The 26,568-nt window shown below is 61.4% G+C and carries 26 protein-coding genes; 9 read left to right on the forward strand and 17 right to left on the reverse strand.

All coding sequences use genetic code 11. From position 1 onward, the window contains the following. Position 1 precedes the first annotated feature (1 nt). Positions 2–802, forward strand: coding sequence for a 3-oxoacyl-ACP reductase (locus AOZ07_RS15980; protein ID WP_060702890.1), 801 nt, complete (start codon positions 2–4; stop codon positions 800–802). 114 nt (positions 803–916) lie between these two features. Here AOZ07_RS15980 and AOZ07_RS15985 read toward each other — a convergent pair whose 3' ends face one another. The 6 genes from AOZ07_RS15985 to AOZ07_RS16010 all read right to left on the reverse strand — a co-directional run bounded on the left by AOZ07_RS15985 (position 917) and on the right by AOZ07_RS16010 (position 5,671). Continuing rightward, positions 917–1,531, reverse strand: a complete 615-nt coding sequence (locus AOZ07_RS15985) for a TetR/AcrR family transcriptional regulator (protein WP_060702891.1) — start codon at positions 1,529–1,531, stop codon at positions 917–919. A 5-nt stretch (positions 1,532–1,536) separates the two neighbouring features. Further along, positions 1,537–2,301 carry a tyrosine-protein phosphatase gene (locus AOZ07_RS15990; RefSeq protein ID WP_060702892.1) on the reverse strand — a complete coding sequence of 255 codons (765 nt, stop codon included), beginning with the start codon at positions 2,299–2,301 and terminating at the stop codon, positions 1,537–1,539. After that, positions 2,298–3,134 (reverse strand): phosphonate ABC transporter, permease protein PhnE, encoded by an 837-nt coding sequence (gene phnE / locus AOZ07_RS15995; protein WP_060702893.1) that lies wholly within the window; start codon positions 3,132–3,134, stop codon positions 2,298–2,300. Before phnE ends, AOZ07_RS15990 begins: the two co-directional genes overlap by 4 nt. After that, entirely contained in the window at positions 3,124–3,960 is an 837-nt protein-coding gene (locus tag AOZ07_RS16000) for a phosphonate ABC transporter ATP-binding protein (protein WP_084793309.1), read from the reverse strand. Before AOZ07_RS16000 ends, phnE begins: the two co-directional genes overlap by 11 nt. Next, positions 3,957–4,844: a phosphate/phosphite/phosphonate ABC transporter substrate-binding protein gene (gene phnD / locus AOZ07_RS16005; RefSeq protein ID WP_060702894.1), complete on the reverse strand. Its 888-nt coding sequence runs from the start codon at positions 4,842–4,844 to the stop codon at positions 3,957–3,959. Before phnD ends, AOZ07_RS16000 begins: the two co-directional genes overlap by 4 nt. Positions 4,845–4,990: 146 nt before the next feature. Continuing rightward, the gene (locus AOZ07_RS16010; protein ID WP_060702895.1) at positions 4,991–5,671 is read right to left on the reverse strand and encodes an ankyrin repeat domain-containing protein; all 681 of its coding nucleotides are present in this window, start codon (positions 5,669–5,671) and stop codon (positions 4,991–4,993) included. A gap of 179 nt (positions 5,672–5,850) precedes the next feature. Between AOZ07_RS16010 and AOZ07_RS16015 the strand changes: the two genes are divergently transcribed. The 3 genes from AOZ07_RS16015 (at position 5,851) to AOZ07_RS16030 (ending at position 8,762) form a co-directional block, all read left to right on the forward strand. After that, positions 5,851–7,023, forward strand: a complete 1,173-nt coding sequence (locus AOZ07_RS16015) for a sensor histidine kinase (protein ID WP_060703520.1) — start codon at positions 5,851–5,853, stop codon at positions 7,021–7,023. Then, positions 7,020–7,646, forward strand: coding sequence for a response regulator (locus AOZ07_RS16020; protein ID WP_060702896.1), 627 nt, complete (start codon positions 7,020–7,022; stop codon positions 7,644–7,646). Before AOZ07_RS16015 ends, AOZ07_RS16020 begins: the two co-directional genes overlap by 4 nt. Positions 7,647–8,153: 507 nt before the next feature. Further along, complete coding sequence (locus tag AOZ07_RS16030; RefSeq protein WP_207758459.1) at positions 8,154–8,762, forward strand: DUF4822 domain-containing protein; 609 nt, start codon at positions 8,154–8,156, stop codon at positions 8,760–8,762. 362 nt (positions 8,763–9,124) lie between these two features. On the opposite strand, the gene AOZ07_RS16035 is transcribed toward AOZ07_RS16030, so the two are convergent. The 6 genes from AOZ07_RS16035 to AOZ07_RS16060 are packed head-to-tail and all read right to left on the reverse strand — an operon-like array spanning position 9,125 to position 14,234. After that, entirely contained in the window at positions 9,125–9,865 is a 741-nt protein-coding gene (locus tag AOZ07_RS16035; RefSeq protein WP_060702899.1) for an SDR family NAD(P)-dependent oxidoreductase, read from the reverse strand. A gap of 27 nt (positions 9,866–9,892) precedes the next feature. Further along, a complete protein-coding gene (locus tag AOZ07_RS16040) occupies positions 9,893–10,873 on the reverse strand; it encodes a Gfo/Idh/MocA family protein (protein WP_060702900.1) in 981 nt (326 codons plus the stop codon). After that, the gene (locus tag AOZ07_RS16045; protein ID WP_060702901.1) at positions 10,870–11,790 is read right to left on the reverse strand and encodes a sugar phosphate isomerase/epimerase family protein; all 921 of its coding nucleotides are present in this window, start codon (positions 11,788–11,790) and stop codon (positions 10,870–10,872) included. Before AOZ07_RS16045 ends, AOZ07_RS16040 begins: the two co-directional genes overlap by 4 nt. After that, on the reverse strand, positions 11,787–12,347 hold the full coding sequence (locus tag AOZ07_RS16050; RefSeq protein WP_060702902.1) for a VOC family protein: 561 nt from the start codon (positions 12,345–12,347) through the stop codon (positions 11,787–11,789). Before AOZ07_RS16050 ends, AOZ07_RS16045 begins: the two co-directional genes overlap by 4 nt. Continuing rightward, on the reverse strand, positions 12,344–13,339 hold the full coding sequence (locus tag AOZ07_RS16055; protein WP_060702903.1) for a LacI family DNA-binding transcriptional regulator: 996 nt from the start codon (positions 13,337–13,339) through the stop codon (positions 12,344–12,346). The genes AOZ07_RS16050 and AOZ07_RS16055 overlap by 4 nt, the downstream gene beginning before the upstream one ends. A gap of 1 nt (position 13,340) precedes the next feature. Continuing rightward, positions 13,341–14,234 carry a Gfo/Idh/MocA family protein gene (locus AOZ07_RS16060; RefSeq protein WP_236995214.1) on the reverse strand — a complete coding sequence of 298 codons (894 nt, stop codon included), beginning with the start codon at positions 14,232–14,234 and terminating at the stop codon, positions 13,341–13,343. A 267-nt stretch (positions 14,235–14,501) separates the two neighbouring features. Here AOZ07_RS16060 and AOZ07_RS16065 point away from each other — a divergent pair, with 267 nt between their 5' ends. The 4 genes from AOZ07_RS16065 (at position 14,502) to AOZ07_RS16080 (ending at position 18,204) form a co-directional block, all read left to right on the forward strand. Then, positions 14,502–15,149 carry a bifunctional 4-hydroxy-2-oxoglutarate aldolase/2-dehydro-3-deoxy-phosphogluconate aldolase gene (locus tag AOZ07_RS16065; RefSeq protein ID WP_060702904.1) on the forward strand — a complete coding sequence of 216 codons (648 nt, stop codon included), beginning with the start codon at positions 14,502–14,504 and terminating at the stop codon, positions 15,147–15,149. Continuing rightward, positions 15,146–15,757 (forward strand): P-loop nucleotide/nucleoside kinase family protein, encoded by a 612-nt coding sequence (locus AOZ07_RS16070; protein ID WP_075972523.1) that lies wholly within the window; start codon positions 15,146–15,148, stop codon positions 15,755–15,757. Before AOZ07_RS16065 ends, AOZ07_RS16070 begins: the two co-directional genes overlap by 4 nt. 106 nt (positions 15,758–15,863) lie before the next feature. After that, on the forward strand, positions 15,864–16,661 hold the full coding sequence (locus AOZ07_RS16075; protein ID WP_060702905.1) for an IclR family transcriptional regulator: 798 nt from the start codon (positions 15,864–15,866) through the stop codon (positions 16,659–16,661). 181 nt (positions 16,662–16,842) lie between these two features. Further along, positions 16,843–18,204, forward strand: coding sequence for an MFS transporter (locus AOZ07_RS16080; RefSeq protein ID WP_060702906.1), 1,362 nt, complete (start codon positions 16,843–16,845; stop codon positions 18,202–18,204). Positions 18,205–18,665: 461 nt separating this feature from the next. On the opposite strand, the gene AOZ07_RS16085 is transcribed toward AOZ07_RS16080, so the two are convergent. The 5 genes from AOZ07_RS16085 to AOZ07_RS18975 all read right to left on the reverse strand — a co-directional run bounded on the left by AOZ07_RS16085 (position 18,666) and on the right by AOZ07_RS18975 (position 24,913). Next, positions 18,666–19,349, reverse strand: coding sequence for a response regulator (locus AOZ07_RS16085; RefSeq protein WP_060702907.1), 684 nt, complete (start codon positions 19,347–19,349; stop codon positions 18,666–18,668). Then, a complete protein-coding gene (locus tag AOZ07_RS16090; protein ID WP_060702908.1) occupies positions 19,346–21,220 on the reverse strand; it encodes an ATP-binding protein in 1,875 nt (624 codons plus the stop codon). Before AOZ07_RS16090 ends, AOZ07_RS16085 begins: the two co-directional genes overlap by 4 nt. Positions 21,221–21,280: 60 nt before the next feature. Continuing rightward, positions 21,281–22,747: a TrkH family potassium uptake protein gene (locus AOZ07_RS16095; RefSeq protein ID WP_084793311.1), complete on the reverse strand. Its 1,467-nt coding sequence runs from the start codon at positions 22,745–22,747 to the stop codon at positions 21,281–21,283. A 106-nt stretch (positions 22,748–22,853) separates the two neighbouring features. Next, complete coding sequence (locus AOZ07_RS16100; RefSeq protein WP_060702909.1) at positions 22,854–23,882, reverse strand: FecCD family ABC transporter permease; 1,029 nt, start codon at positions 23,880–23,882, stop codon at positions 22,854–22,856. After that, on the reverse strand, positions 23,879–24,913 hold the full coding sequence (locus tag AOZ07_RS18975; protein WP_236995215.1) for a FecCD family ABC transporter permease: 1,035 nt from the start codon (positions 24,911–24,913) through the stop codon (positions 23,879–23,881). Before AOZ07_RS18975 ends, AOZ07_RS16100 begins: the two co-directional genes overlap by 4 nt. A gap of 122 nt (positions 24,914–25,035) precedes the next feature. Between AOZ07_RS18975 and AOZ07_RS16110 the strand changes: the two genes are divergently transcribed. Continuing rightward, positions 25,036–26,061 (forward strand): ABC transporter substrate-binding protein, encoded by a 1,026-nt coding sequence (locus tag AOZ07_RS16110; protein WP_335334224.1) that lies wholly within the window; start codon positions 25,036–25,038, stop codon positions 26,059–26,061. Positions 26,062–26,568 lie beyond the last annotated feature (507 nt).

Raw genomic sequence — 26,568 nt, forward strand, 5'->3', positions numbered from 1 at the left:
AATGACTGAAAACGCCCCCTACAACGGCCTCGTCACCAACCGGCTGGCAGGCCGGGTAGCAACCATCACCGGTGGAGCCTCCGGCATCGGCCTGGCCACGGCCAAGCGGCTGTCCCACGAAGGAGCCAAGGTAGTCATCGGAGATATTTGCGCGGACGAAATCGGACAGAAAGCCGCAGAAGAAGTCGGCGGGCTGTTTGTCCGGACCGACGTCACCAATGAAGAGGATGTCAAGAACCTGTTCGCTGCTGCCAAGTCCACCTACGGTTCCGTGGACATCGCCTTCAACAACGCCGGCATATCGCCGGCCGATGACGCATCAATTCTTGAAACCGGAATCGATGCCTGGCGTAAAGTCCAGGAAGTCAACCTGACCAGCGTCTATTACTGCTGCAAGCATGTACTGCCCTACATGCAGGAACAAGGAAAGGGCTCAATCATCAATACGGCATCATTCGTTGCCGTGATGGGTGCCGCCACGAGCCAAATCAGCTACTCGGCTTCCAAGGGCGGGGTCCTGTCGATGAGCCGCGAACTCGGCGTGGAATTTGCCCGCCAAGGGATCAGGGTCAACGCGTTGTGCCCCGGCCCGGTCAATACCCCGCTGCTCAAGGAGCTTTTCGCCAAGGACCCTGAGCGTGCGGCACGCCGATTGGTGCATGTTCCGCTGGGGCGTTTTGCTGAACCGGATGAACTGGCCGCGGCTGTTGCCTTCCTGGCGTCAGATGACTCGTCCTTCATTACCGCCAGCCAGTTCCTGGTCGATGGCGGCATCGCGGGCGCTTACGTCACTCCCCTGTAAGCCCGAATAGGAGTCAAGGCACTCTTCTGAATCTTCCGTATGGATTCAGAAGAGTGCCTTTCTCGATATCTGGCAGAAGGCACCCATCAACAGCACCCGGTGAGACAACCGTCGCTACGACGCAAGGATCATCCCCCGCCATACGGTTTCGAAGGCAGCTTCAAGCCTTGCACGGGTTTCCGGCAGCCGGATCGCCTCGCCGCGAACCACCAGCTGATAATAGGCGACTCCCGCCAAGGTATCGAAGCATGCCTCCACGTCAAGGTCTCTGCGCAGCATGCCCCGGGACACGGCCTCGCGCAGGGCATCTTCCACTGGAATCCTGCGCCGCTTCACGTGGGACTCCCAGTACGTGCGCTGCAGTTCCCGGTCCGCCATCACCAGGCGGATGCGATGCCTGAAGCGGGATTCCGAATACATCTGGGCGGCCTGCTCCAGACTGCGGCCATACAAGGAATCGAAGATGTTTTGCCGCAGGTCACCGTCAACGTTAATAGCCGGCTGAACTACGCGGCCGATATTCAGTGCCGAAGCGATCAACAGGGTCATTGAAGGCCATCGCCGATAGATGGCCGCACGGCTCACACCGCTGAGCTCCACGAGCTTGGACACCGTGATTTCCTGTTCCGAATCAATCAGATCCAGCGCCGCGTCAAGGACCAGCTGCTCCAGCTCTTCATCGCGTGGGCGTCCTGGGCGCCGCCGGGCCTCCGTCTGCACTGCGGCCATGAGCCTCAGGCCTCCACAGCGCGTTGGTGCAGTCGTTGCACAGTGGCCTCGCTGAGTCCTGCCTTGCGCAGGGGAAGCAATGGATCACCATGGCGTTCGCGCAGCTCCCCGAGCAGCATCTCCATGGATTCTTCCATGCCGCCCCTCAGCAGAGCCGAGGTATCGGGTTGCGGCACCTCCACTCCCAGGGCTTTCCACATGGCCCCCATGATGGGACGGTTGCGCTCCATGATCGCATCCATATTCGCTCCGGTCAGCGCGTAGTCCGCTACGATGTCTTCATCGCAGGCCCCCAGTGCCAAGAGGAGCATTGCGGCGACAACGCCGGTCCTGTCTCGCCCGGCGGCGCAGTGGAAGGCCGTGGCTCCCGGCGAGTACGCGATGATATTCAATGCGGTGACGAGATGGGCCGCTGAGTTTTCAACGATGTCCAGATACATCTGCCCCATGCCAGCGTGCGTGAACCCCTCGCCTTCCTGCGGGTTTGAGCGCGAAACATCATTGATCAGGGGAAGATTATGGTAGGCCACCGGGAACTGGGCCAGCGGTCCACGCCCGGTCAGGGCCACTTCGGCCGGCGAGCGCAGGTCAATTACGGCAGACAATCCCCCCTCAACCAAGTTGTCGGCGATCTCCTGTGTCGCATAAGCGATGTCATCGGTGCGAATCACCAGATTCTTGCGAAGCGTTCCGCCTGCAATCTTGATGCCGCCGAGGTCTCTAAGATTGACTGGCGCGCTCAGTTCAAGATCAAGGATTGGGGTGCTCATGTGATTCTCCTTCGTATCAGGGCGCTGCCCTGGTCGATGATCGTGACTAGCACGATGATGCAGATGATGATGGCGGACAGGTGGCCGTAGTCGTACATGCGCATGGCGGTGGTCAGCTCCAGGCCAATGCCACCGGCGCCGACCAGTCCAAGGATGGTTGCACCACGGACGTTGCCCTCGAAAAGCAGCAGCGTGTAGGACACCAGAGGTGCGGCTGCTTGAGGCAAGATGCCATACTGGACCACTTGCCGTTTGGACGCGTCGACGGCTTGCATGGCAACCACTGGCCCTTTGTCCACGGCCTCCATTGCCTCGGCGAAGATCTTTCCGATGGATCCCACCGAGCCCAGGGTCATGGCCAGGATGCCGGCAAACGGTCCTAGTCCCACGGCCGAGACGAACATCAGGGCGAAGACCAAGTCAGGGACCGCACGGATCACATTCATGACCCAGCGCGACGGGTAGTACAACCACGATGGCGCGATATTGGAAGCCGAGCAGAAGGCCATCAGCAACGAGAAAACGACGCCCAGCACGGTACCGACGATGGCCATCTGCAGGGTTTCCAGCAACAATTCCAAGATCGTTGAGATTTTTGAAAAATCAGGTGGTATCAATCGGCCCAGGAAGTCAACCAAGTTCAACGAACCTTGGCCAAGCTTCAGGAAATCAAATCCGACGCCTCCGGCAGACCACAACAGGATCAGAAGTGCCACCGGGATGCCCAGCAGGAACCTGCCGCGAGGGATGGAGAACGCTCGTTCCAACCGTATTCTGTCGTTGGCCGAAAGCTCCGAGCCAGCCACGGAACGGGATTCAGTTTCAGTTCCCATCGTGATCACCTTGTTCATAGATCCCCGACAAGGACTCGGCGGTCAGTTGGTTGCTGGCTCCGGAGACCAGCATCTTGCCCTGGCGCAAACCGACAATGCGATCGCTGTGAGCCAGCGCCATCGGGACAACGTGCAAGCTGACCAGCACGGGGATGCCATCTTGCACGGCGATGTCGCGCAGCAATTGCAATACGGAATCTGCCAGCTTCGGATCCAGCGAGGCGACCGGTTCATCGGCCAGGATCAGGCGTGGTCGCTGCATTAGTGCCCTGGCGATGGCAACGCGTTGCTGCTGGCCACCGCTCAAGGAACGTGCCTGGTCCCTGGCTTTATGGGCAATGCCTACACGATCCAGCAATTCCATGGCGTATCTGCGATGGGCGCTGGAGAAACCGCCCACCAGATTGATCGCTCCCGCCTCATGCAGGGCTCCAGTCAGAACATTGGACAGCACGCTCAACCGCGGGATCAGGTTGAACTGCTGGAAGACCTGGCCGACCTCGGATCGCAACTGGCGCAACTCGCCTCGGCGAAGATTTAGCACATCATGTCCGGCCACCCGCACCGTTCCGGCACTGACCGGAGCGAATCCTGTCAGGCTTTTCATGAGCGTTGATTTTCCTGACCCGGATGCGCCAAGCAGGGAAACCACCTCGCCACGAAACAGGTCCAAATCAACTCCGTCCAAAACCTTGACCGGTTTCTTCGGGTCGTAGCTAACTTGCAGTCCGCGCACGCTCACCAAGGGCAACGCGCTGCGCAGTTGTGCAGTATTCAAAAGCAGCCCCGGCTCACTGCTGGGAACCGTTGTAGCGTTGGGTCTCATTTCAGGTCCTTGAGTTCAACCCCGGCGACATCGGCGATCTCGGCAAATCCGGCGTAGCCGCTTGGTTCTGGGGAATTTTCGATCTCCAGGCCGATGAAGGATGAATAGCCTGCGAGCTTTTCCTTGTTGGCCTCAGAGAAGACCTTCGGGATGGCTTCCTGCAGTGCAGTACGAGTTGGCTCATCCAATGACTGGCGGGTCAGCACACTACCCATGATTGGCATGGACGGGCTCTGACCGATGCCGCGCCACTCTCCCTCGGCAAAGGGGAACATCGGCTTGCCCATTTCTGTCAGGACGTTAGCGGTGCAAGCCGCATCAACCTGTCCTTGCTCCAAGGCGGCAAAGCTGCCTTCATGGCCACCGGCGAAAATAGCCTCATAATCTTTCCCCTGTTCCAGCCCTGCCTGGTGCAGCATGTACACCGGCATGAAGTAGCCGGAGCTGGAGGCTTGGTCCGCGAAGGCAATGGTCTTGCCGCGGAAGTCTTCCAGCTTCTGCACTGGAGAGTCCTCGAGCACGACGCAGGTGGAGACTGGCTCATCGCTGCCTTTCCATGCCAGGAGCGCATCGACTTCACCGGTGTTCACGGCCAGGGCAGAAGGGAAGCCGCTCATGATTCCCATGTCTACGTGGTCTGCTCGAATGGCTTCAACGACACTCAGATAGTCCGGGACGTCGGTGACCTCGACTTCGCGTCCAGTCTCGGCTTCAAGGAGTTCTACCAGGGCTTCGTTGGGATTGACCGCCGTTGGGTCGTCCGATACGGGAAGCGTCGCGATCTTGATCGGGGCATCGGCCGCAGTAGCAGAAGCTTGGCAACCGGTGATGGCCAGGCCTGCGAGGCCGAGCAGGCTCAGGGTGAGGAGTGCAGGGGGACGCATGGGGCGAACCTTTCATAGCGTTGCGAGTGCCCTCGATTTCGAGAACACCATTACTCAAACACCAGAAAGTGACATGGAATTACGAGACTGCCGTACTCGTTAGAAAACGCGGAATGAATGGTTGGTAACGCACCCGCCTGACGGGACTATCCGTGGGATTCAATTACCTCTGCAAGCTCTTCGAAGCCGAGGCGCCGCGCATTCTCCAGCGCGGTGCGCCCCTGCGGGTCGGTGATCTGCGGATCCGCCCCGGCCTCCAGCAGCAGCCTGGCGACTTCTTGCTGGTTCGGACCTCCGTCATTGAGCAGGACCGCTTCCTGCAGGGCGGTCCAGCCTGGATCATTAACGTGGTCCAAAGGGACTCCGGCATCGATGAGGATCTTCACGGTCTGAATATGGCCGTGCTCGCTGGCCGGGATCAGCGCCGTCCCGCCATAGCGGTTCAGGTTCTTCACGTCCGCGCCGTTCTCCAGGGTGAGCTCCAGGATCTCGTTGAATCCCTCCGCACCGGCATAGAGGAAGGCCGAATCCTCCAGGGAGTCCTTGGCATTGACGTTGCCACCGGCGGCAATCAGTTCCCGCACCAGTTCCACGTCGTTGTCCTTGGCTGCGCTGATCAGCCGCTGATCCAGTTCTTCCTGTTCTCCAGCGCCAAGACCTGATTCCGGGGCCAGCGTAGCCGTGGGTTGCACTTCGGGGACTGCCATGGAGCATCCGGCCAGAACAGCCATGCCCGAAAGCATCAGCGCTCCCATGGCCACAGCCCGTCTGACCAGACCCGGAGCCTTGATCTGCGTGGCAGTTGGCTGGCCCTGGTTCTTGTTCATGAGCACTCCTCGCTGGGGATCACCGGCACTCCGGAGATTGGCATCTTCCCATCATCCAGCACAGCCTCTGTTGCGTGCATCGGCCGATAAGCAAGGAAAACCATCCGGAAGGCGGAGCCCGAATCCCCTGGCAAGTTCTACCATGGGAAGGCATCATCACTTCGACGAAGGCTCCCGCCATCACTACAGCTACCGCTTCCCCGAAGTCCCTGCTGGCATCCCGCCGCGGCATTGATGCCGTAGTGCATCTCGGCTTTGCCGTGCTCATGGTCACCGCGCTGATCCGCTACGTCCTGCGGCACGACCCGGCCGAGAACCTATGGATCATGGTGCTCGCCGGAGTGGTTTGCGCCCTCTATCTGGTCACTGCGCTCTTGGCCAACCGCGAGCACACCCGCAGCCCATGGGTGATCGTGCTGGTGGCAACGTCCTCGGTCCTGGTGCTGCTCGCACCCAGCTTTGCCTGGTGCTCCTTCGGGCTGTTCTTCCTCTGCCGCAAGTCGCTGCAGGGGATCGCCGGATACCTGGCCGGCGGGCTGACCATCCTGGCGTCGGCATTGAGCTGGTTCATCTTCAGCGGCGGCACCGACATCGTGATGCTGCTCGGGCCGCTGGCCATTGGCGCGATGCTCACCGTGGTCTTCGCCCAGATGGAACAGGACGCGACCGAGCAGCGCAGGCTGAACGAGGAGATTTCCAGCGCGCAGCTGAAGCTCGCGGCCAGCGAGCGCCGCTCCGGAATTATCGCCGAGCGTGAACGCGTGGCCCGGGAAATCCACGACACCGTCACCCAATCCCTGGCCAGCAGCATTCTGCTCCTGGAAGCGGCCCACCGGAAGTGGCCCGCTGAATCCGCACAGGACGAGGTCCGGCAAGCCGGCGACTTGATCAGGAACAATCTCTCGGAGACGCGGCGGTTGGTCCATGATCTGGCTTCTCCCGCCGTGGACACTGGTCCGCTGCCCGAAGTGCTCCGCGACGCCGCAGCCGCCTATGTCCCCCACGTCCAGCTGCATGTGGTGGGCACCGCGCGCGAGGTGCCGCCCGAGGTTCGCCATGCCCTGCTGCGCGTGGTGCAAAGCGCCGCGGCCAACGTAAAGCTGCATGCCATGGCAGAGCAGGCCACCGTCACCATCGGTTTCCTCCAGGACACTGTCACGCTGGACATCCACGACAACGGCCGGGGCTTCAACCCTGAACAGACCAGTGCACCTTCTGAGTCGGGAGGATACGGCTTACGAGCCATGAAACAACGCGTGGAACAATTAGGTGGCGAATTCTCGGTAGAGAGCACCCCTGGTGCCGGCACCATTGTGGCCGCGCAAATCCCCAGCGAGGAGAACATCTCATGACAACAATTTCGGTACTCCTGGTCGATGACCATTTAGTGGTCCGCAGCGGACTCAAGGCGTTGCTGGACACCCAAGAGGACATCGAGGTCATTGCCGAGGCAGATTCCGGCGAGGCCGCACTGCGAACCCTGGAACAGCTCACCCCAAAGGTTATTGTCATGGATCTGGCCATGGGCGCAGGCATGGACGGCATCGACGCAATCAAGGAAATCCACCGGCGCAACTCAGAGCAGGCCGTGCTGGTCTTCACCACCTATGACTCGGATGCGGATATCGTCCGCGCGGTGGATGCCGGGGCCATGGGCTACCTGCTCAAGGATGCGGCGCCGGAGGAGATTTTCACTGCGGTGCGCGGCGCTGCCCGTGGAAAGAGCGTCATGAGCGCTCCGGTGGCGTCCAAGCTGTTCCGCCGGCTGCGCAATCCCGATGAGGCATTGACTCCCCGCGAGGCGGAACTGCTCAGCCTGCTGGTCGAGGGACTGGGCAACAAGGAGCTCAGCCAGCGCCTGTTCATCTCGGAGGCGACGGTCAAGACCCACTTGGCCCATATCTACGCCAAGCTGGGAGTCGAGACTCGGGTCGAAGCGATCACTACCGCAATTCGCCGGGAAGGAATGCGGTAGATAGCGGGTGGCAGGCCTGAGCAGTCCCCTGTACTGGTGTACCCGGCCCTGTATTCTGATGCCATGTTCACAGTACTTATGATCAGCGCGAGTACGCATGGCAACGCCTGACGTGCGCCCTGTCGGCGACTTGCCCAATGAGTTGGGGAAGACAGCTCCGCGAGCGCTCAAGCAGGCTGGTATCGACAGCCTCGTGAAGATTAGCGGCTGCACGGAGAAGGAGCTGCTCTCAATTCACGGAGTTGGCCCCACGGCAATCAGGATCTTGCGTTCTGCGCTAGCGGAACAAGGATTGTCTTTTCGGAAACCCTAGTTGCCAGGGGCAGTCAGCCGATGGCAATTACAGCGCTGGACACAACCCTGAATAGCCTGCAATAAATGGCAAGAAGTCCTGCGACAAGTCCATCCCTTGATCCTGTGGCAGGGATTTTGCGGTAATCCATCAGGCCAAGGAACGCAGCCAGATGGCTGATGTGCTCAGTTTTGGCCATCCGTAGTGTTGAAGCCATGAACATTTCCCCAGTTTCCCGCCGCATGACCCTGTCCACCGTTGCCGTAGCATTTGCTGCCGGCGCAGTATTCTCCGTGGCCCCAGCCAACGCGGCACCAGCACAGAACGGCTCGGTTTCTGCCAGTGCCTCCGCTTGCCAGAACCTGACTCCTTCGCAGACGTTGGCATCCACCCCGTGGAAAACCACTGGTGCTGTTGACCAGGACGGCCGCCGGGTCGCATTGGATAACCCTGCAGTCTCCAATTTTGTTGGCTGGGCCTACTTCAAGGCCGATGGAACCTACACCATGTACAACCTGGATGACAGCCCGAAGCTCAAGGGCGACTGGACCGTGAACGCCGAAGGCACCGAGCGCTGGATCAACGCCAAGAATGACTCAGGCGACGTGCTGTTCCAGCGCGTCGTGCCGATCATCGAGCTGAACAAGAACGTTTTCACCTATCGCGTGTTCCCTGACGCGGCAGACACCAGCGTCTACTACGACATCATCCACACCAAGACCAACCACGTTGAACCGGGCACCAACGCCCAGGGGCCAGGCGCCCACGGCCAAGCCAACCAGGGCAAGGGCGGCTACCACTTCAACAACGGCAACCAGCACTAGGTATCATCCGGACCTCAGGACAAGACCATCGCCGCCCACACCAGCTTGCAGTAGCTGGTGTGGGCGGCGATGTGCCTATTGTTGAAGACTCGATTCTTCCCCGCCGGCTTTGAACTTCCCGGCCTTCGATGAGTCGTCCTACATCAGCGATAAAGGCCAAGTCACTGATGGCAGTTTCCCTTCGGCCGAGTACGTTCGACAGGCTATCTCGGTTTGGCGGCGAGCAATACTCCGACTTCCGAGAATTTCGAGAATCTCAAGACTTTTCGGGCTAAGAACCATATTTGATTCAGCTCGTGCAAAAGCAATTCGGCTTGCTCAAAAAAGACACGCTTGCCGGGTGAAATACCGGAATAGGCACTTTAAGTACCCATTCCAAGGTGCGCTCCGCCGGCAACATCAAGGGAAATCCCGGTGAGGTATCTGTTTTCACTTGCCGTGAGGAACGTGACCGCGTTGGCAACTTCATTTGGTTCCGCGAATCTCTGCATAGGCAATTGTGCTGCTCTCGCATCGCGAGCTGCCTGAGCAGCACCTGACTGGTCCGCGAGCTGCGCCCATAGTGGTGTGTTGACTGGGCCCGGGGTTACCGCGTTCACCGAGATGCCGTGGGGACCGAGTATTTTAGCCATGGACCACATGATGTGCAGAACTGCAATCTTGCTTGCGTTGTAGGGCAGATAGTCGACACGGGCTTCCTTCGCCGCCACCGACGAGAAGAGGAGAATCGTGCCTTTGGTCCCCGCGGCTCGCATGACGTTCGCGACCTCTCGAGTAATGGTGAAGGATCCGGTCGTATTGATCCTCATGACCCGTTCGAATTCTTCCGTGGTCGTGGTCAGTGGGTCTGCCACATCGCCAAGAACGCCGGCGGTGTGCACCAGCGCGTCCAGCCTGCCGTAGTGCTCCACGAGGCTGCTGATCACCTGTTTGGTTTGTTCTTCATCGGTGATATCGAGCTCGTAGAAAGAGTCGAGTTGCTGATTTTCACGGGGCTGGCGGTCCGCGCCGACTACAATGTCTCCGCGTTCGAGCAGCGATTCGACAACGGCGGCGCCAATGCCCCCGCTGGAACCTGTTACCAGGACAACCTGCTTATTCATGTCGTGTTCCTTTCGCTGACCGCTGGGTTACTTCTTTGCTTGGCTTGCCCAAGTACGCCCGGGCTGTTCTTCGGTGGGAAGGCCGGCCGCTTCGAGGATCCGGTCAAGAAGCTGCTGGGTTTTTGCAGCCTCCCATCCTGAAGTCAGCGGTTCTCCTCGGTCTTGAACACGGTCCAGGAAGTGGTGTACCGCCGCAGAGAAGCCGAAGGTATCGGTGGCGGTCGCCCACCCAAAAGCTTCTGGACTCATGGTTCGGACAGTCCGGACTCCGCCGTCTACCAACGTCACCGAATCTGGCGCGATGACTTCAGCCGAACGCATTTGGCCATGCGCATCAAGCTTCTCCGACCAGGCACCCGCGGTTCGCGAGGCCATCAGAATTCCTGTATTCCCCGTGGAGAAACGGATGAGCGCGGCAGTTCCGTCTTCTTCCCACTCGTCCGTGCCAGCTGCAGTAGCCGATACATCTACTACCTCGCCACCGCAGAACCAGCGCAGCAGGTCCACCATGTGGATGGCGTTTTCAAACGTAGCCCTGTATTCAGAGCCAGCTCTGTTCTTCTGCGCGACACAGAACGTCGCACCGGATTCCCCGAAAGCTTCACGTGCCGCGACGTAGACCGGAGCAAATCGCCTGTTCAGCCCAACCATCAGGACGCGTCCGAGCGTTTCAGCTTTCTGTGCCAAGCGCACCGCGTCGTCGGTCGAGGTTGCAAGGGGCTTCTCGCAGAAGACATCGACTCCTGCTTCCAGCGCCGCTTCAACGGCAGCGACATGTTCGGATCGAGGAGTCAACACGAACACCGCATCCAGATCTTCCCCGGCAAGCATCTCTCGGACACTGCGATACACGCTTTTGAAGCCCCATCGCCGTTGCAATTCGCTCGGGTCCTCTCGGCGGGAGACCAGAGCAGCGAGTTCAACGTCGCTGCGCTGAACAAGAGTGGGAAGCTGGGCAATAGAGGCGATGTGTCCGGCCCCGACAACTCCTACACGCAAGGCGCTCATGAGCGAACTCCCGTCGTGGAACCTGAAGCGACGGCCTCTTGCTGGGCGATCAGCTTCCGAAGGTGCTGGGCACCGCGGCGGAATCCGACTTCTGGTTCGTCAAGATCCTGGGGGTGCCACCGGTACTCATACTCAAGGGAAAGCACGTCGTCATAGCCAATCTCGCTCAAGTGGCGAAGGATCAACGGCCAATCCACGGTCCCGTCCCCTACTACCCGCGAGCGCACCGCCCGTTCCTCGGCATGCACTCGTGCTGTCTCCGATGCAACGAATGGTGCAGACGGGTCCACGAAGACGAGGTCCTTGACATGCACGTGGCCGATGAGGTCGCTTTGTATTTTGAATGCTTCTTCGATGGACTCGTCGTGCGCAAAGGTGAGATTTGCTTGGTCATACAGCGCGCGCACTGCTGGTGAATCGACTTCGCGGATCAGGGCTGCGGTGTCGCGTGCGCTTTGGGTCATGGTGCCAAAATGGTTTTCTGCGCACAGGACCACGCCTGCCTGCGCTGCAGGCACAGCCAGTTCTTGGAGTGAACGCACCAATTGCGACCAGTGCTCAGCGTGACCTGCCTGTCCGGGCTGCCATGCGCCAGCGTAGACCCGGATACGGTCGGCGCCAACGATGTGGGCAGTGTCGATCGCGGATTTCAGTTCATCAACTGCCTGTTGGCGCGCCAACTCGTCGGTCGCATTAATAGCCGTCGTGTAGGGAGTTAACCCGATAATAGGGATGCCCTCACCATCAGCGACTCGAGCGGCTTCTACGGCCGCTGCGCTATCGCGGATGCCTAGGCCGCTGATGTAGTCGTCCTGATAGATCACTTCTGCTGCGTCAAGACCGGCTCTGGCAAAAAGGCGCAGGGCCTCTGGGACGGAGTGATTGGGGGTGCCGAGGGTATGGCCAGCGATTTTCATGCGGTTGCCTCCGAAGTAGATTGGGTATGCCAGTCGCCGGGTCCGACGAGGCGGGGTGGGGATTCGACGCGCGATCGATCAACAAATTCCAGGATCAGTCCCCAGTCGGTGCGCGCGTACACCCAGCGGTTGCCGGCAACACTTGGGCTGTCTCCGGCAACTTCCTTGCGGTGTCCCAGGATTTCAATGCTGGGGTGACGGTTAATTGCTGTTACTACGTCGTCGACGTCATCGACGACAAAGCAGAGGTGGTGGCCACCTGCATCGCTGGCCCTGGGGAAAATTGCGGAGCGGTCCTTGCTCCACCACTGGAACAATTCGACGTTCAGGTTTGGCGGCATCCGGAGCATCCGCAGCTCCAATCGGGCATCATCCGGAACACCGAAGTGAAGCGGCATGAATTCCTTGTCAGGTCCACGCGTAGATTGGTAGAGCTCCTCAGCTCCCAATACATCGGTGAAGAAGGCCGTCGCGGCCTCGATATCGGGGACAGTGAAGGCCACGTGGTCGACCCAGCGCAGGCCCGGAACGCGTGGGCTATCTGGTGTCGGGTTCATCGGTTCACTCCTGTGGTTGAGGCGCGGATGATCAGCGTAGGTTCCAGCACGAGATGCTCCACCTGCCCGCCGGAGAGCAGGCCAGCGCCGAGCTCGATGGCCAGGCGCCCCATTTCGTCGATGGGTTGCCGCACGCTCGTCAGTCGGGGGTTGAACTGGGCACCCAGCGCCAGCCCGTCGAAGCCAACCACGGAAACATCACCCGGGACGGAAACTCCGAGCGAACCAAGCTCGGAGATCAGTGCGAAGGCGATGGCATCATTCGACGCGATGATTGCGGTGGGACGCTTGGGCTCGTTCATCCATTGCTGAACGATCCCCGGACCGAGTTCTAGGTTCGGATCCGCTTCAAGAACTATCGGGCGTAGTCCGTGCTCGGTGGCAATGTTGTCGTAGGCCTCGCGCCGATCCTGCGCAGTGTACGTGCCAATAATTCCGGGGGCGTAGGCAATTGACTGGTGTCCGAGTTCCAGCAGATGGTCAAAGGCCAGCTGCACGCCCACCCGATTATCAACCGTGACGGTGGGAATAGTGGGATCACCTTCAACACGGTCAATGACAACAACGCGGTCCCGGAATGCATGGACCTTCAATGTTTCAAGGTCAACACGTGCGGAGGGAGCAACAATGCCAAATGGCGAGTACATGGCGTGCATGGCTGTGAGGTATCCAGCGGTTAAGTCGCTATCGTCTCCAGTGATGCATAGAGCCATCTGGTATCCGCGTTCCACAGCTGCCGCCGCCGTGGTCCTGGCGAGCTCAGCGAAGAATGGGTTGGTAATGTCTGGCACGATCAGCGGGACTAACGTGCTGGAGCGTCGCCGCAGCGCCTGGGCCACAGGGCTTACCGAATAGCCAAGCTCCGCGGCGACGCGCAGGACATGCTCGCGCGTCTGCTTGCGCACGGCTTCCGGCTTCGAAAATGCGCGGGACACCGTTGAACGGTGGACTCCAGCGGCTTCGGCAACATCATCAATGTTGATTTCACCCATGCTAAATCGCGTCCTCCCGCTGGTCGTTCCAAATAATGCGCATGGCCTTAACGAGATCTTCCAGTGTCGGCAGCCCCTCGAATCCCGAGGCGGCAGTCTCATCGACCAGCTTCACAAAATCTGCATATAGGGGATCACTATCAACGTCAATGTTTTCTTCATGCGTCCTGCCCTGTTGATCAGTGAATCGCGCGCTTCCGTCGGTGTCGATCGACGCAAAGCCATTTGCGCCTGCCGCGGTGAAACTGCAATATCTCTTGAGTGGCGAAGACGGGTAGGCGTAGCCAACTTCGATGATGGCTTCACGGCCAGTTGATGAACTGAGCACGACGGTCGCATGGTCCTCTACTCGTTCACCGTGCAAATCGCTTGATCGCTTTTGGATTGAACTGACGTCGTGGCCAAGGTGCTGGAGCGCGAGATCCACAAAGTGGGGCCCGAGGTTGACCAGGCAACCGCCTCCAGCCTTTGCGGGGTCAAGCATCCAAGGGCTTCCATTATGCAGATAGCGGCTTGATGGTCCTGCAATGAATGAAAATCGCTCATAGCTGATCTCGCCAACTTGTTGCAGCCAATTGTCAATGGGTGCATTACGTTGAACCAACGGCACCGTAGCGGCGATGCCCGCCCGTTGCGCGGCAATAGATATGGCTTCAAGTTCGCCAAGATTAAGACCGGCAGGTTTCTCCACGACGAATGGAACACCGCGCTTGATCAGTTCCATGCATACCGCCGCCATCTCGTGGTGCGGGCTGAATACGTAGGCAAGATCGATCCGATCGGCCGACAGCGCTGCTTCCACGCTGGCGGTAATGGGGACTCCCCATGACGAAGCGTCGGCCACAGCATCTGGGTCGGAATCCTGAACGGCAACAACCTGGTGCCGCTCAAGCATCGCTTCACGATAGAGCGGGACATGCCAGTGCGAAGCACCCAAGACTACCGCACGGCGCCTTTCCGGAATTGTTACGGGGCCTTCTGAGGCCACGTTCAACTGACGGGGACTGGATGGACTTGGCACGAATACGACTTCCTTGTCTGAATTTCTGAGATCGATTGCAGAGATCGATTGCAGAAATCATGACACGAGCTCGCCGCACATGTCAACGCTCCGTCAATAGGGGCTCGCTATGGGTTTGAAAATGGTGTACTTTCTTGTCTCATGTTCCAAAAACTAGACACCCTTGACACCATTCGCGACTCCGGCAACGTCCTCATCGTTCGCCTGGATACCGCCGAGGAAGCCTTCGATGTTGCCTGCGCAGCGGTCGAAGGAGGCATCCGGGCGCTGGAGATCACCTTGTCGATTCCAGGTGCACTTTCAGTCATCGAACGACTCACCAAACGATTTGAATCCCACGACGTCGTCTTCGGTGCCGGCACCGTCCTTGACGGCTACGCAGCTTGGGCGAGCATCCAGGCAGGAGCCCAATTCCTCGTCAGCCCGAACCTCAATCCAGAGATGATTCGGGTTGCCAACCGATACCAGGTCGCCACGATCAGCGGAGCCTACACTCCGACCGAAATACAAGACACGGCGGAAGCCGGAGCGGATATGGTCAAGCTCTTCCCGACCGAAGCGGGAGGGATTCCGTACGCCAAGTCCGTATTGGCGCCACTGGCACACATTCCCCTCGTACCCGCCGGCGGTGTCACCACCGAAAATGTAGGAGACTGGTTCGCGGCAGGGGTTACTGCGGTCGGCGTCGGAAGCGCTATCACCAAGGCCGGCCGTCCCGACGGAGACATGTCCAAGGTGACTGCCGCGGCAGCTGACTTCGTCAACGCGATATCCCGCGCCCGGTCATGAGCGGCAGGAATCCAGCCCTGCCCACAGCCTATGTCGTAATCGGTGGCGCCGGGTCGGGCAAATCGACAGTGGCCAGGCACATCAGCTCCATCACCGGGGCCGCATATCTCGATAAAGACGCCATAGCTTCGCCCCTCGTTGAATTCGCGCTCACTGCATTAGGGCATGACCCGGACGACCGCGAGTCCAACGCGACCTACGTCGAATCGGTCATGCCTTTGGAGTACCAAGCACTCTTCGCCGTTGCCGCGACAAATCTGGATTTAGGGAACAGCGTTGTCCTCGACGCCCCGTTCGTCGCGTATCTGCCAGACCCTGAATACCTCGAGAAGTCCATTCTCCAGGCGAACTGGCCGGAGGCCACTATTCGAGTCATCCAAGTTCGAGCTTCCCCGCACGTCGTGAAATCGCGCCTGATTCAACGCGGCTACGACCGTGACCGGAAAAAATTGGCAAATTGGGAAGAGTACTGGAACCGTTTTGGCACTTTGTCCTGCGCTTGGCAGTGCGGACGCCACGATCGCGTCCTCAATGACAATGAGGGCACGTTCGAGCAGGTCACCGCCATCATCAATGATGATCATCCAACGCTTCAGATCGACGTATAGCGCTAGGTTCGGCGGTGACCCTTGACACAGCTAGAGGGCCATGGCATCTTTGTAACAGCGTTACCAAGTAACGCTGTTACAAACCCCGAAGGTGAGGAGAGCAAACATGGCTTTACTGGACGATGTCTCAAATGCCATCAAGGTACTTGAAATGCTTGCTCCTGAGCCCGAAGGGCTGAGAGTCACCCAAGTGGCGGATGGCCTTGGCATCAATAAGGCCATTGCTCATCGGCTACTCGGCGCATTGGTTAACGCAGGGTACGTTGCGCAAGATTCCAGAACGTCCTCCTACGTCGCCACCCATCGCCTCGGTGCCCTAGGGCTTCGCCAATTATCTTCGTCTGGCGTAGGAACATGGGCCCAACGCACCTTGGATCAACTGGCCGCAGAGTCAGAAGAATTGGTGCGTCTCGCGGTTTCATCGTCAGGTTCCCTGCAATGGATCGCTAAGGCCCAGGGGTCCAACTCCTCACTTCGTATTGATCCTGTCATGGGTCAAGAAGCGATACCGTACGCAACTGCCTCAGGCAAAGCTTGGCTAGCTTCACTCAACAAGGAACGTATCAACCGGATACTTCAAGAACACGGGCTAGTCCCCCAGACCGAACGAACCGTTACCGATGTCGCTGACATCTTCGACGAGCTTCAAGAGGTTCAGGAAAGAGGATACGCCATGACCTTTGAGGAAATGGACCCCGGCATCAACGCCGTGGCTGCACCAGTTTTCGGTGCGGGCACTGACGAGGAGGCCACGGGAACGCTCAGTATCGCTGGTCCTTCGATCCGGATGACCCGTACACGCATGGACGAGTTGGCTCCCGCGCTGCTCGAAGCGGCAAACGAGATAGCTGCAAGCTGGCCCTCTTATGCTTATCTCTCGACAAACGAAGTACTCTCTGCATGACTGTTTAACAGCAGCCATAGTCAATGGATTGAAGCCTCGGCACTTAACGCCTAGCGATCAAATTCATTCTTCCCCCACTTTCCATCCCCTCTTTGGACAACAACCCGCTTGGGCTTAGCCCTCCCTTCCGCGCGCCTAAAATTCCTGCGCCTTTCTCCAATTCCTATAACAGGAGAGTTCAATGACGACCTCACGCCCCTCTGCTCAAGGCCTCCCGGCCCTCGACGATAGTGCTCCAGCACCGAAACCGCGTTCCGCGAATCTTCTCGCCGGAACTGTAGGGCACTTCGTCGAGTGGTACGACTGGTACATCTACGGCCTGCTAGCCGCCATATTCTCCGGTCAGATTTTCCCTAGCGAATCAGCCTTCGCCTCGCTTATGTCTGCACTCTTGACCTACTCGCTTGGCTTCGTGGTTCGCCCACTCAGCGGCATCATCATTTCACCATTTGCCGACAGGTACGGGCGGCGCCGGATTTTGACCATAGCCATTTCCGGGATGGCCTTGGGCGCGCTCATCATTGGCCTGACGCCTTCCTTTGACTCCATTGGATACTTGGCACCGATATTGTTCGTGATCGCTAGAATCATGCAGGGAATTTCTTCAGGCACCGAAATGCAAAGCGCCATCGCTTTCATGGTTGAACATGCCCCTGCAAACCGGCGTGCCCTCTTCGGCTCATTCACCAACGCAGCCAGCGGCTTCGCTACCCTCTGCGCCACCGGCGCTGCAGCCGCGGTAACGGCAGCGTTCACGCCGGAGGACCTGGCAGCCTACGGATGGAGAATTCCCTTCATCATTGGTGGGGTCTTCGGCGTGATCGGCCTGGTGCTTCGTGCCAAATCGGACGAGACTCCCGAGTTCGAGGCCAATAAGAATGACTCCGCGGATTCCACAACTGGCAAGCTGAAAGACCTTTTGCGCAACCACCCTAAGGCGCTCATCCAAACCGCTGCGCTGTCGGCACCGGCAGTTGCCTACTACACGTGGGCTACGTTCCTGCCAACTTTCGCGAATCTCACCAGTGGTCGCAACCTTTCTGAAACCCTGGCCGGTAGCGTCATCGGACTAGCCTTGTTGGTCATCATCGTCCCATTCTGCGGATACTTGTCCGACCGAATTGGACGCCAGAAGATCTTCCCGATCATTGGAGCGAGCGGGATGATCGTGCTGTTCTACCCAATGATGCTTCTTCTGGAAAAACCGGGTTTCTGGGTCTACGTGCTTGTCTCGGCCTCCGGCTGGGTCGTGCTCGGAATCTGGCAGGCAATCTATCCGACCATCCAGGCAGAGCTGTTCCCAGCATCGGTCCGGGTCTCAGGCATTGGCTTCGCGCACCAGATCGTCATAGCGATTTTTGGTGGAACTGCACCACTTATTGCCACAGCATTCGTGAGCGCTGGACATCCAATGCTCGTGGCGGTCTACATGATCGTTGTCGTAGCCATCTGCCTCGGCGTTTACTTCACCCTCCCTGAAACTGGACACCGTTCAGAACGCGCATCCGTAGCGGTGAACAGCAAGGAAGCGAACGACCACTAGGATTTGATTCATTATCTTCAACAGCCGGACTCTGCACAGCAAAGTCCGGCTGTTGTGCGATTAGGGAGTTGCGCCAATTGGACAAGCGCCTCCAGGACTCACACTGCCAGGTTTGCGATGGCTTCCATCTCGAATCACCGGCAGATCGACCTTCATCCGGACGCCGGCTACACCGGAATATTCGCCTATTGCTCCATGAACCTAGCTATGGCCAGGTGACTAGCACCAAGGTCGAGCCCCGAATAATCCATGCGCTGTCCAGGCTGGCGAACATGTCAGGCGCGATCCGCCGGCTGGCCTCAGAGGACGAGTTGGAGAGCGCCGGGGTTCGGGGCTTTATCGGCCGAAATTGCATTCAGGATGCCTACTGCACTGATCAAGCCCATGCGATAGGCAATAGTCCACCCCGGCTTGTCTTGCCACGACGCAACATTGCTCTCCTCGGCCGCTATTCTGCCCGCTCACGGGGTGAAGCGGTACCCCATTCCCAATTCGGTCAGGAAATAGCGCGGATTCGAAGGCTCGGGTTCCAGCTTGGTGCGCAGCTGCGACATGTAGACCCGCAGGTAATTCGCTTCCTCGCCGTACTCCGGCCCCCAGACCGTGGTCAGCAGCTCGCTGCGCCCGATCAGCCGGTGCGGGTTGCTGGCCAGCACCTCCAGCACCCGCCATTCCAGGCGGGTCAGCCGCACCGCTTCGCCGTGGACGGTAGCCGAATGGCTGGACAGGTCAATGCGCAGCCGCCCATCCGAGGTTTCCACCACCGCCTGCCCCGGGTCTGGAAGCGCACGGCGCAACGCGGCGCGCAAGCGCGCCAGCAACTCGTCCATGGCAAAGGGCTTGGTGACAAAATCATCGGCGCCGCGGTCCAGGGCATCAACCTTGCTATGCGATTCGTGCCGGGCCGAGACGACGATAATCGGCACGCTCGACCAGCCGCGGATCCCGTCGATGACCTCTGAGCCGTCAAGATCCGGCAAGCCCAAATCCAGCAGGATCACATCCGGATGCGCATCGGCGGCCAGCTGCAGGCATTGCAGCCCGGTCGCCGCGTGCAGCGCCCGGTAGCCCCGTGCCTTGAGATTGACCAGCAGGGCGCGGGCGATCTGCGGGTCATCTTCCACGATCAGTACGGTGGCGCTCATGTTCTTTCCTCTGATATCGGCAGGGTGAAGACCATCGTGGCCCCACCTCCAGGGGTGTGCTCGGCATGGACCTGTCCTTCCATGCCCTCGGCCAGGCCCCGGGCCACGGCAAGGCCCAGTCCCAGCCCGGTGGCGTTATCCCGGTCCCCCTGGCGCTGGAAGGGCCGGAAGATCTGCTCGCGCTGCTCTTGCGGGACCCCTTGTCCGTGGTCGACCACCTGGATCTGGACCTCCGTTGGCGTCGGCACCGCGCGCAGCTGCAAGGGGTGCTCCCCGCCGTAGCGCAGGGCGTTCTCCAGCAGATTGGCCAGAACACGGACCGCCAGCCCGTAGTCGCCGCTGACCTTGGGGCAGCCCGGCGGTATCTGCACCTGCAAGTGGCCGGGGCGGATCTGCGCGGCCAGGTCCCGCACCGCGGAGGCGGCCAGGTCCTCGACCTGGATGGGGCTGCGATGCACCACCAGTTCCCCGGCCTGGATCCGGCTCATGCTCAGCAGGTCCTCGATCCGCTCGCTGAGCTGGTCCGCCGATTCCTCGATGGTGGCCAGCAAATCCGCGATGTCTTCTTCGCTGAGCACCACATCCTGCATGCGCAGGCTCGAGGCCGAGGCCTTGATCCCCGACAGCGGGGTGCGCAAATCATGGGAGACCGCGGCCAGCAGGGCGGTGCGCATTGCATTTCCGGCGGCCAGCTCCCGCGATTGCAGGCGCACCTCGGCGAGCTGCCGATGCTGCAGCACCGCGGCAATGCGCCCGGCAAAGGCCTCGAAGACCCCCTGGTCCGATGCTTCCAGCGGAATCCCGTCGATGAGCAGCACATGCTCGGCATCCACGGACACGGTGTAGTCGCTGGCGCCGGCCTCGGCGGGCGCGGCTCCGGCCGTGGCCACGGTGCGCGGGGCCTTGGACCCGTCCTCGCCGCGGCGGGCCAGGGCGACCCCGCGCAGCGAATAGGAGCGGCGCAGCCATTCGAGCAGGGCCGTGACGCTCAGGCCCTCGCGGATCACCCCGCCGGAGAGCTCGAAGAGCATGTCGGCCTGGTGCCTGGCCCGGCGCGCCTCGGCGGTGCGCCTCGCCTCGATATCCACCACCCGCGCCACCCCGGCAGCGACCAGCAGGAACAGCCCCAGGGCCACCACGTTGAACGGCTCGTGGATATGCCATTGCCCGGTGGGCGGAGTGAAATACCAGTTCAGGATCGCGGTGCCCAGCAGGGTGGCGGTGACCGCGGGCCACCAGCCGCCCAGCAGCGCCACGAACACCACCAGGGTCAGCTGGCACAGGAAGTTCAGGGTCAGCAGTTCTCCCTCGCTGCCGCTGAGCAGGAAGCCCGCGGCCAGCAGGGGTGGCCCGGCGGCAGCCAGGATCCAGCCAGCCAGCCGGCGGCCTGCGCCCAGCGACTGGCGGGCGCGGACACCAGGCTCTTCCCCGGTGCCCGGCTTTTCCGGGCGCGCAATCAGCAGGATGACAGGATCGCTGGCCCCATTGGCCTGCCGCAGCAGCTTGAAGGCCAGGCCCTCGCCGGAAGACTGCGCTCCGGCACCGGCCCTGGGCCCGCCGAGCACCAGGTGCGTGGCCTGGGTGCTCCTGGCGAATCCGAGCAGCGCCTCGGCGATGTCCTGGCCGAGCACCATATGCCAGGAAGCTCCTGCCTCTTCGGCCAGGGCGCGAAGCCGGTCCAGTTCGCCGTCCGGCTGCCGGGGATCGGCCGCGACGCCACGCTGCGGGACGTGCACGGCCAGCACCTCGGCCCCGGGCATCCGCGCCGCCTGATCGCAGGCTCGGCGCAGCAGCAGCTCGGACCCGGATCCCCCGGAGAGCGCCACGATCACCAGCGGCCTGGCTGGCTGCGGCGTTGTCGGCAGTTCCATGCTGCTCCTTAGCTTTCGGCACCTCATCTGCTACTCAGCGATCGTATCGGATCCGGGCGGTCAGCCAATGACTGGCTGCTCTTCGGGCAGCTTGAACAGCAGCCGCCGGCCGCGCAGGGCCAGCGCCGCGGCGGCCGAGACGATCCCGACACGGCCGATGAACATGAGGCTGATGATCACCCACTGGGCCGCGGTCGGCAGATCCGCGGTGATGCCCATGCTCACCCCGACCGTTGCGAAGGCCGAGACGGATTCGAACAGGACCTCTTCCGTCGAGTGATCGGTGAGCACCAGCAGCGCCAGCGTGCCGGCCACCACTGCGCCCAGCCCCAGCAGCGCCACGGACAGCGCCTGCCGCTGGATCGCCGAGCCGATGGCCCGGCGCCACACGGTGATCTGGTCGTGGCCGCGCGCCTCGCTCCATACCGCGAAGGCGAGCACCAGGAAGGTGCTGATCTTGATGCCGCCGGCGGTGCCCGCGCTGCCGCCGCCGATGAACATCAGCACTTCGGTCACCAGCAGGGTTTCGGGCGAGGCCTGGCCGTAGTCGATATTGTTGAACCCCGCGGTACGCGGAAAGACGCTTAGCCCGAGCACCCCCAATACCTTGCCTGATGGCGAGAGGCTGCCGAGGGTCTCGGAGCGGTTGAATTCGAACATTCCCAGCAGCAGCGCGCCGGCTGCCAGCAATCCCACGGTGCCCCACACGGTCAGCAGGGTGTGCACCGACCAGCGCTTCTTCGTTCCATTGCGGCGCAGCAGCTCGTGGATCACCGGGAAACCCAATCCGCCCAGCACCACGGCAAGGCACAGCGGAACCATGATCCATGGATCGCTGGCGTGGCTGATCAGGCTGTCGCTGTAGAGCGCAAAGCCCGCATTGTTGAAGGCGGAAATCGAGTGGAAGATCCCGCCCCAGATCGCTGCCAGGGGATCGTGCGGATTGATCACCCAGAACCTGGCGGACAGCGCGATCGCCACCACCGATTCGACGGCAAAGGTGGTCTTGGCGACAAAGACCAGCACCCGGCGCACGTCTCCCAGGTTCATTGCCTGGGTTTCGGATGCGGCGATCAGCTGGGTGCGCAATCCCAGGTGCTTGCGCACCAGCAGGGCCAGCAGCGAGCTGAGGGTCATGATGCCGAAACCGCCCACCTGGATCAGCAGCAGGATGATTCCCTGGCCTACCGGGGTCCAGTAGTTGGGCGTGTCCACGGTGACCAGCCCGGTGACGCAGACAGCTGAGACCGCGGTGAATACCGCCGGCATGAATCCGCCGTCCCCGTCCTGCACCCGCGATACCGGCAGCATCAGCAACAGGGTTCCCAGCGCGATGGCGGCCAGGAATCCCAGGGGCACCAGGCGGACCGGATTATTCACCAGGGTTTTCTGGGCGCGGCCAGCCAGCACCTTCAGCTGCTGGCCGGTGCGCGGGGAACGCGACAGATTCAAGGACACGAGGCTGGCCACCTTCACGCGACGCGGAATGTCTGGGGCAGGAGCTTCGCGTGCCCCTGCACTATCCATTGCACGCCCCCGGCGCCCCGAGGGGCCCCACGCTTAATGCCGCGTTAATGCCGCGTGGGCAAAACTTGATGGCGCTTTGACACGACGGCTGCTGGCGCTGGCGCTGCTAGGCGCCGGCCTTGCGGGTTCCCCGGTTCAGCAGGTAGATGAGGTAGATGCCGCCCAGGCACACGGTGACCACGCCCACCGGCAGCTGGACCGGCGCGAACAGCCGCTGGGCCAGCAGGTCGCCGAAGGAGAGCAGGAAGGCGCCGAACAGGGCCGTGGGCACCAGGTTCATGCCGCTGCTGCCCAGGATCCGGCGGGCCAGCTGCGGGGAGACCAGCGCGACAAAGGCCACCGGGCCGATCAAGGCGGTGACCGCCGAGGTCAGCGCCACGGCCAGCACTATCAGCAGCAGCTTGGCCCGTTCGGTATTCAGCCCCAGCGACGCCGCCAGGTCATCGCCCATCTGCAGCAGCTGCAGCGGGCGGGCGCAGTACAGCAGCATCGCGGCGATCACCAGGACCACCGCTCCCACCGGCAGGACCCCGCTCCAGGACACGCCGTTGAGCGTGCCGGCGCCCCAGACGGCGGCGCTCATCGCGGTATCCAGGTCCGCGCGCAGCACCATGTACTGGTTGAATGAGGCCAGCACGGAGGAAATGCCGATGCCCACGAGGATCAGGCGGAAGCCGTGGGTGCCATTGCGCCACGCCAGCAGGTAGACGATCAGCGCGGTCAGCAGCCCTCCGGCCAGCGCGCCGGCCGTGGTGGCCGCGAAGCCGCCGCCGAAGATCGTGATGGCGATCAGCGCGCCGCTGTAGGCGCCGGTGGACAAGCCGATGATGTCCGGGGAGCCCAGCGGGTTGCGGGTCAGCGACTGGAACACCAGGCCGGAGAGGGCCAGTGCCGCGCCGAAGAGCAGCGCGGCCAGGGCGCGGGGCATGCGCCAGTCCCAGACAATCGTGGACTCCAGTCCTTCTCCGCCTCCGAAGAGGATCTGCACCACGCGCCAGGGGGAGATGTCGTATTCGCCGCCCGAGATGGCAAGGACGGTGATCACCGCGCAGGCCAGGGCCACCAGCACGGCCAGGCCGCGGGCACGCAGCTTGCGGCGCTGCCGGCGCGGCTTGGCGGTTTCGACGGCGCTCACAGGGCCACCGGCTTCCGGCCGCGGGCGATGGCCACCAGCAGCGGCGCGCCGATGGCGGCGCAGACCACGCCGGCCGGCAGCTCGCTGGGCAGCAGAACGCGCCCCAGCACATCGGCCAGCAGCAGGATCGAAGGGGCAATCAGCGCAGTGTAGGCCATGATCCATCCGGTGCTCGCTCCGGCCACCCGGCGCGCGGCATGCGGGGCCATGAGGCCGAGGAAGCCGATGGCGCCCACCGCGGAGGTCGCGGCGGCGGCCAGCAGGGTGATGGCGACCAGGACCAGCACCCGGGTGCGCCTGATGTCGATGCCCAGCCCCCGGGCGCTGTCTTCGCCCAGGGCCAGCGCATCCAGCGAGCGGGCGCTGCTGGCTGCGATCAGGATGCCGATGACGGTGCATACCAGCAGCGGCACGACGATGCCGCTGTTGCGGCCCTGCAGGTCGCCCACGGTCCAGGCGCGCAGCTGGTCGAAGGCTTCGGGGCGGACCAGCGACAGCGCGGTGCCCAGCCCGGAGAAGATCGCTCCCATGGCCACCCCGGAGAGCACCAGCCGGGAGGGATCCATGGCACCGCGCTGGGGCCGGCCGATCAGGTACACCAGGGCCGCGGTCAGCAGGGCGCCGGCAAAGGCGAAGAAGATGTAGTGGTTGTACTCCTGGATTCCGAGGAATCCGACGGCAATGACGATGGCCAGCGAGGCGCCGGCGTTCACGCCGAGGATCCCGGGTTCGGCCAGCGGGTTGCGGGTCATCGACTGCGAGAGCAGGCCGGCGATTCCCAGGGCCGCGCCGGCGAGGATGGCCAGCAGGGCGCGTGGCAGCCTTGATTCGAGCACCAGGGCCTTCTCGATTGATTCCTGCGGGTCCCAGAGCGCCAGCATAATCGAATGGACGCTCATCTGCCGGGACCCGATGGCCAGGGAGAGCACGGCAAGGCCCGCCAGGAGCGCGGCAAAGAATGCCAGGCGGGCAATATGGGCCCCGGCCGATCCGGCCCGTTGGGGCCTGTCTGTTATTTCGCTGGTATTCACGCGGCTCGCTGGCATTCCCTTGCTCTTGGATTCTTCCAAAGACACTTTACCGTGGACGTAATTGCACGTTATAACCTTTGGCAACCCTTATTTGAATAAGGTAAATTGTTCATGTGAATTTCTTGAACACTCGCTTAGCCTTGCGTAAGGCCGTCGTCGGTGCCACCGTGACGCTCATGATTGCCGTCACCGCTGGCTGCGGTGCTTCCTCCACTGCGGATTCGGAGGCCGGCAACAAGGACGTGGCCATTGGCGGCCAGCGCTTCGCCACCGCCGATGAAGAAACCGCAAAATTCGGAGCCGACCAGGACAAGGACGGCGTCTTCCCGCGCACCGTCACCCACGCCCGGGGCACCACCACCATCGAGAGCCAGCCGCAGCGCGTGGTGGTCCTCGACTCCGGCGAACTGGACCAGGTGCTGGCCCTTGGGATCAAGCCGGTGGGCATGGTCTCCAGCGACAGCGCCGATGCCGTTCCCGCCTACCTGGGGGACAAGGCCGAAGGCATCAAGAACGTCGGCACCATCAACGAGCTGAACCTAGAGGCCATTGCGGCATTGAAGCCGGACCTGATCCTCGGCTCGCAACTGCGCGCTGACAAGACCTACGACAAGCTGGCCCAAATCGCGCCAACAGTGTTCTCGGTGCGCCCGGGCTTCCCCTGGAAGGAAAACACCCTGCTTGTCGGCGCCGCCCTGGGCAAGCGCGAGGCCGCTGTCGACCTGCTGAACAAGTACCAGGATGCGGCAGAAGCCCTGGGCAAGGACATCGAGGGCGACCCCGAGATCTCCCTGCTTCGCTTCTCGGCCAAGTGGGTCCGCCTGTACGCGAACAAGTCGCTGATCGGCGTGATCATGAAGGATGTCGGGCTCAAGCGCCCGGCCAACCAGGACATCGAGGACCTCAAGGCCGAGATCTCCGCTGAGAATCTCACCGAGGCCGACGCCGACTGGATCTTCTACTCGTCCTATGGCGATCCGAAGGCCACCGGCGAGCAGGCGGCCATCGATGGCCCGCTCTGGGACAAGCTCGACGCCGTGAAGCAGGGGCACGCCATCCGCGTGGATGACGATGTCTGGTTCATGGGCCTGGGCCCGATCGGCGCCATGGAAATCCTCAAGGACTTGCGCGAGAACCTCGTCAAGTAGCCGCCAGCCTTCCATCACCGCTTAATGCCCCGCCTTCCGGCGGGGCATTATTCGTTGCGGCCCACATTGCTCGCAGGCTTCCTGGTGACCCCGATTCGGCAGGTCGGCGCTCCCGCCAGGCAACGGTTTCTTAATGCCTTCTTAATGCCCCTCGGATCCTGCTTAATGCCGCCTTAATGCGCCAATTCTGGAACCAGCTTCGACACGCCACTCGTGTCCAAAAACACATCCGCGGCCGCCTGGAGCCTGCGGCGCCACGAGACCGCGATATCGACCGCCGGCTGGTCTTGATTATCGAGAATCAATCGCGCGTATTGACTTTATAAATTCAGGTCAAAATAGGTTAGCGAACCAAGAATCAATCCCTTTAGGGTGATATCGCATCGATGCCCGAGTTGCCGCGAACAGGCCGCCCGCTTCGAAATGAACCATCTAATGCACTGGCCTGGGTCGCCCGGAAAGAATTCCCATTAAAGATGGTGCCAACCCTTGTCTTTGGGCGTACTG

Origin of the sequence: Glutamicibacter halophytocola (genome assembly GCF_001302565.1) — a bacterium.
Taxonomy (GTDB): Bacteria; Actinomycetota; Actinomycetes; order Actinomycetales; family Micrococcaceae; genus Glutamicibacter; species Glutamicibacter halophytocola.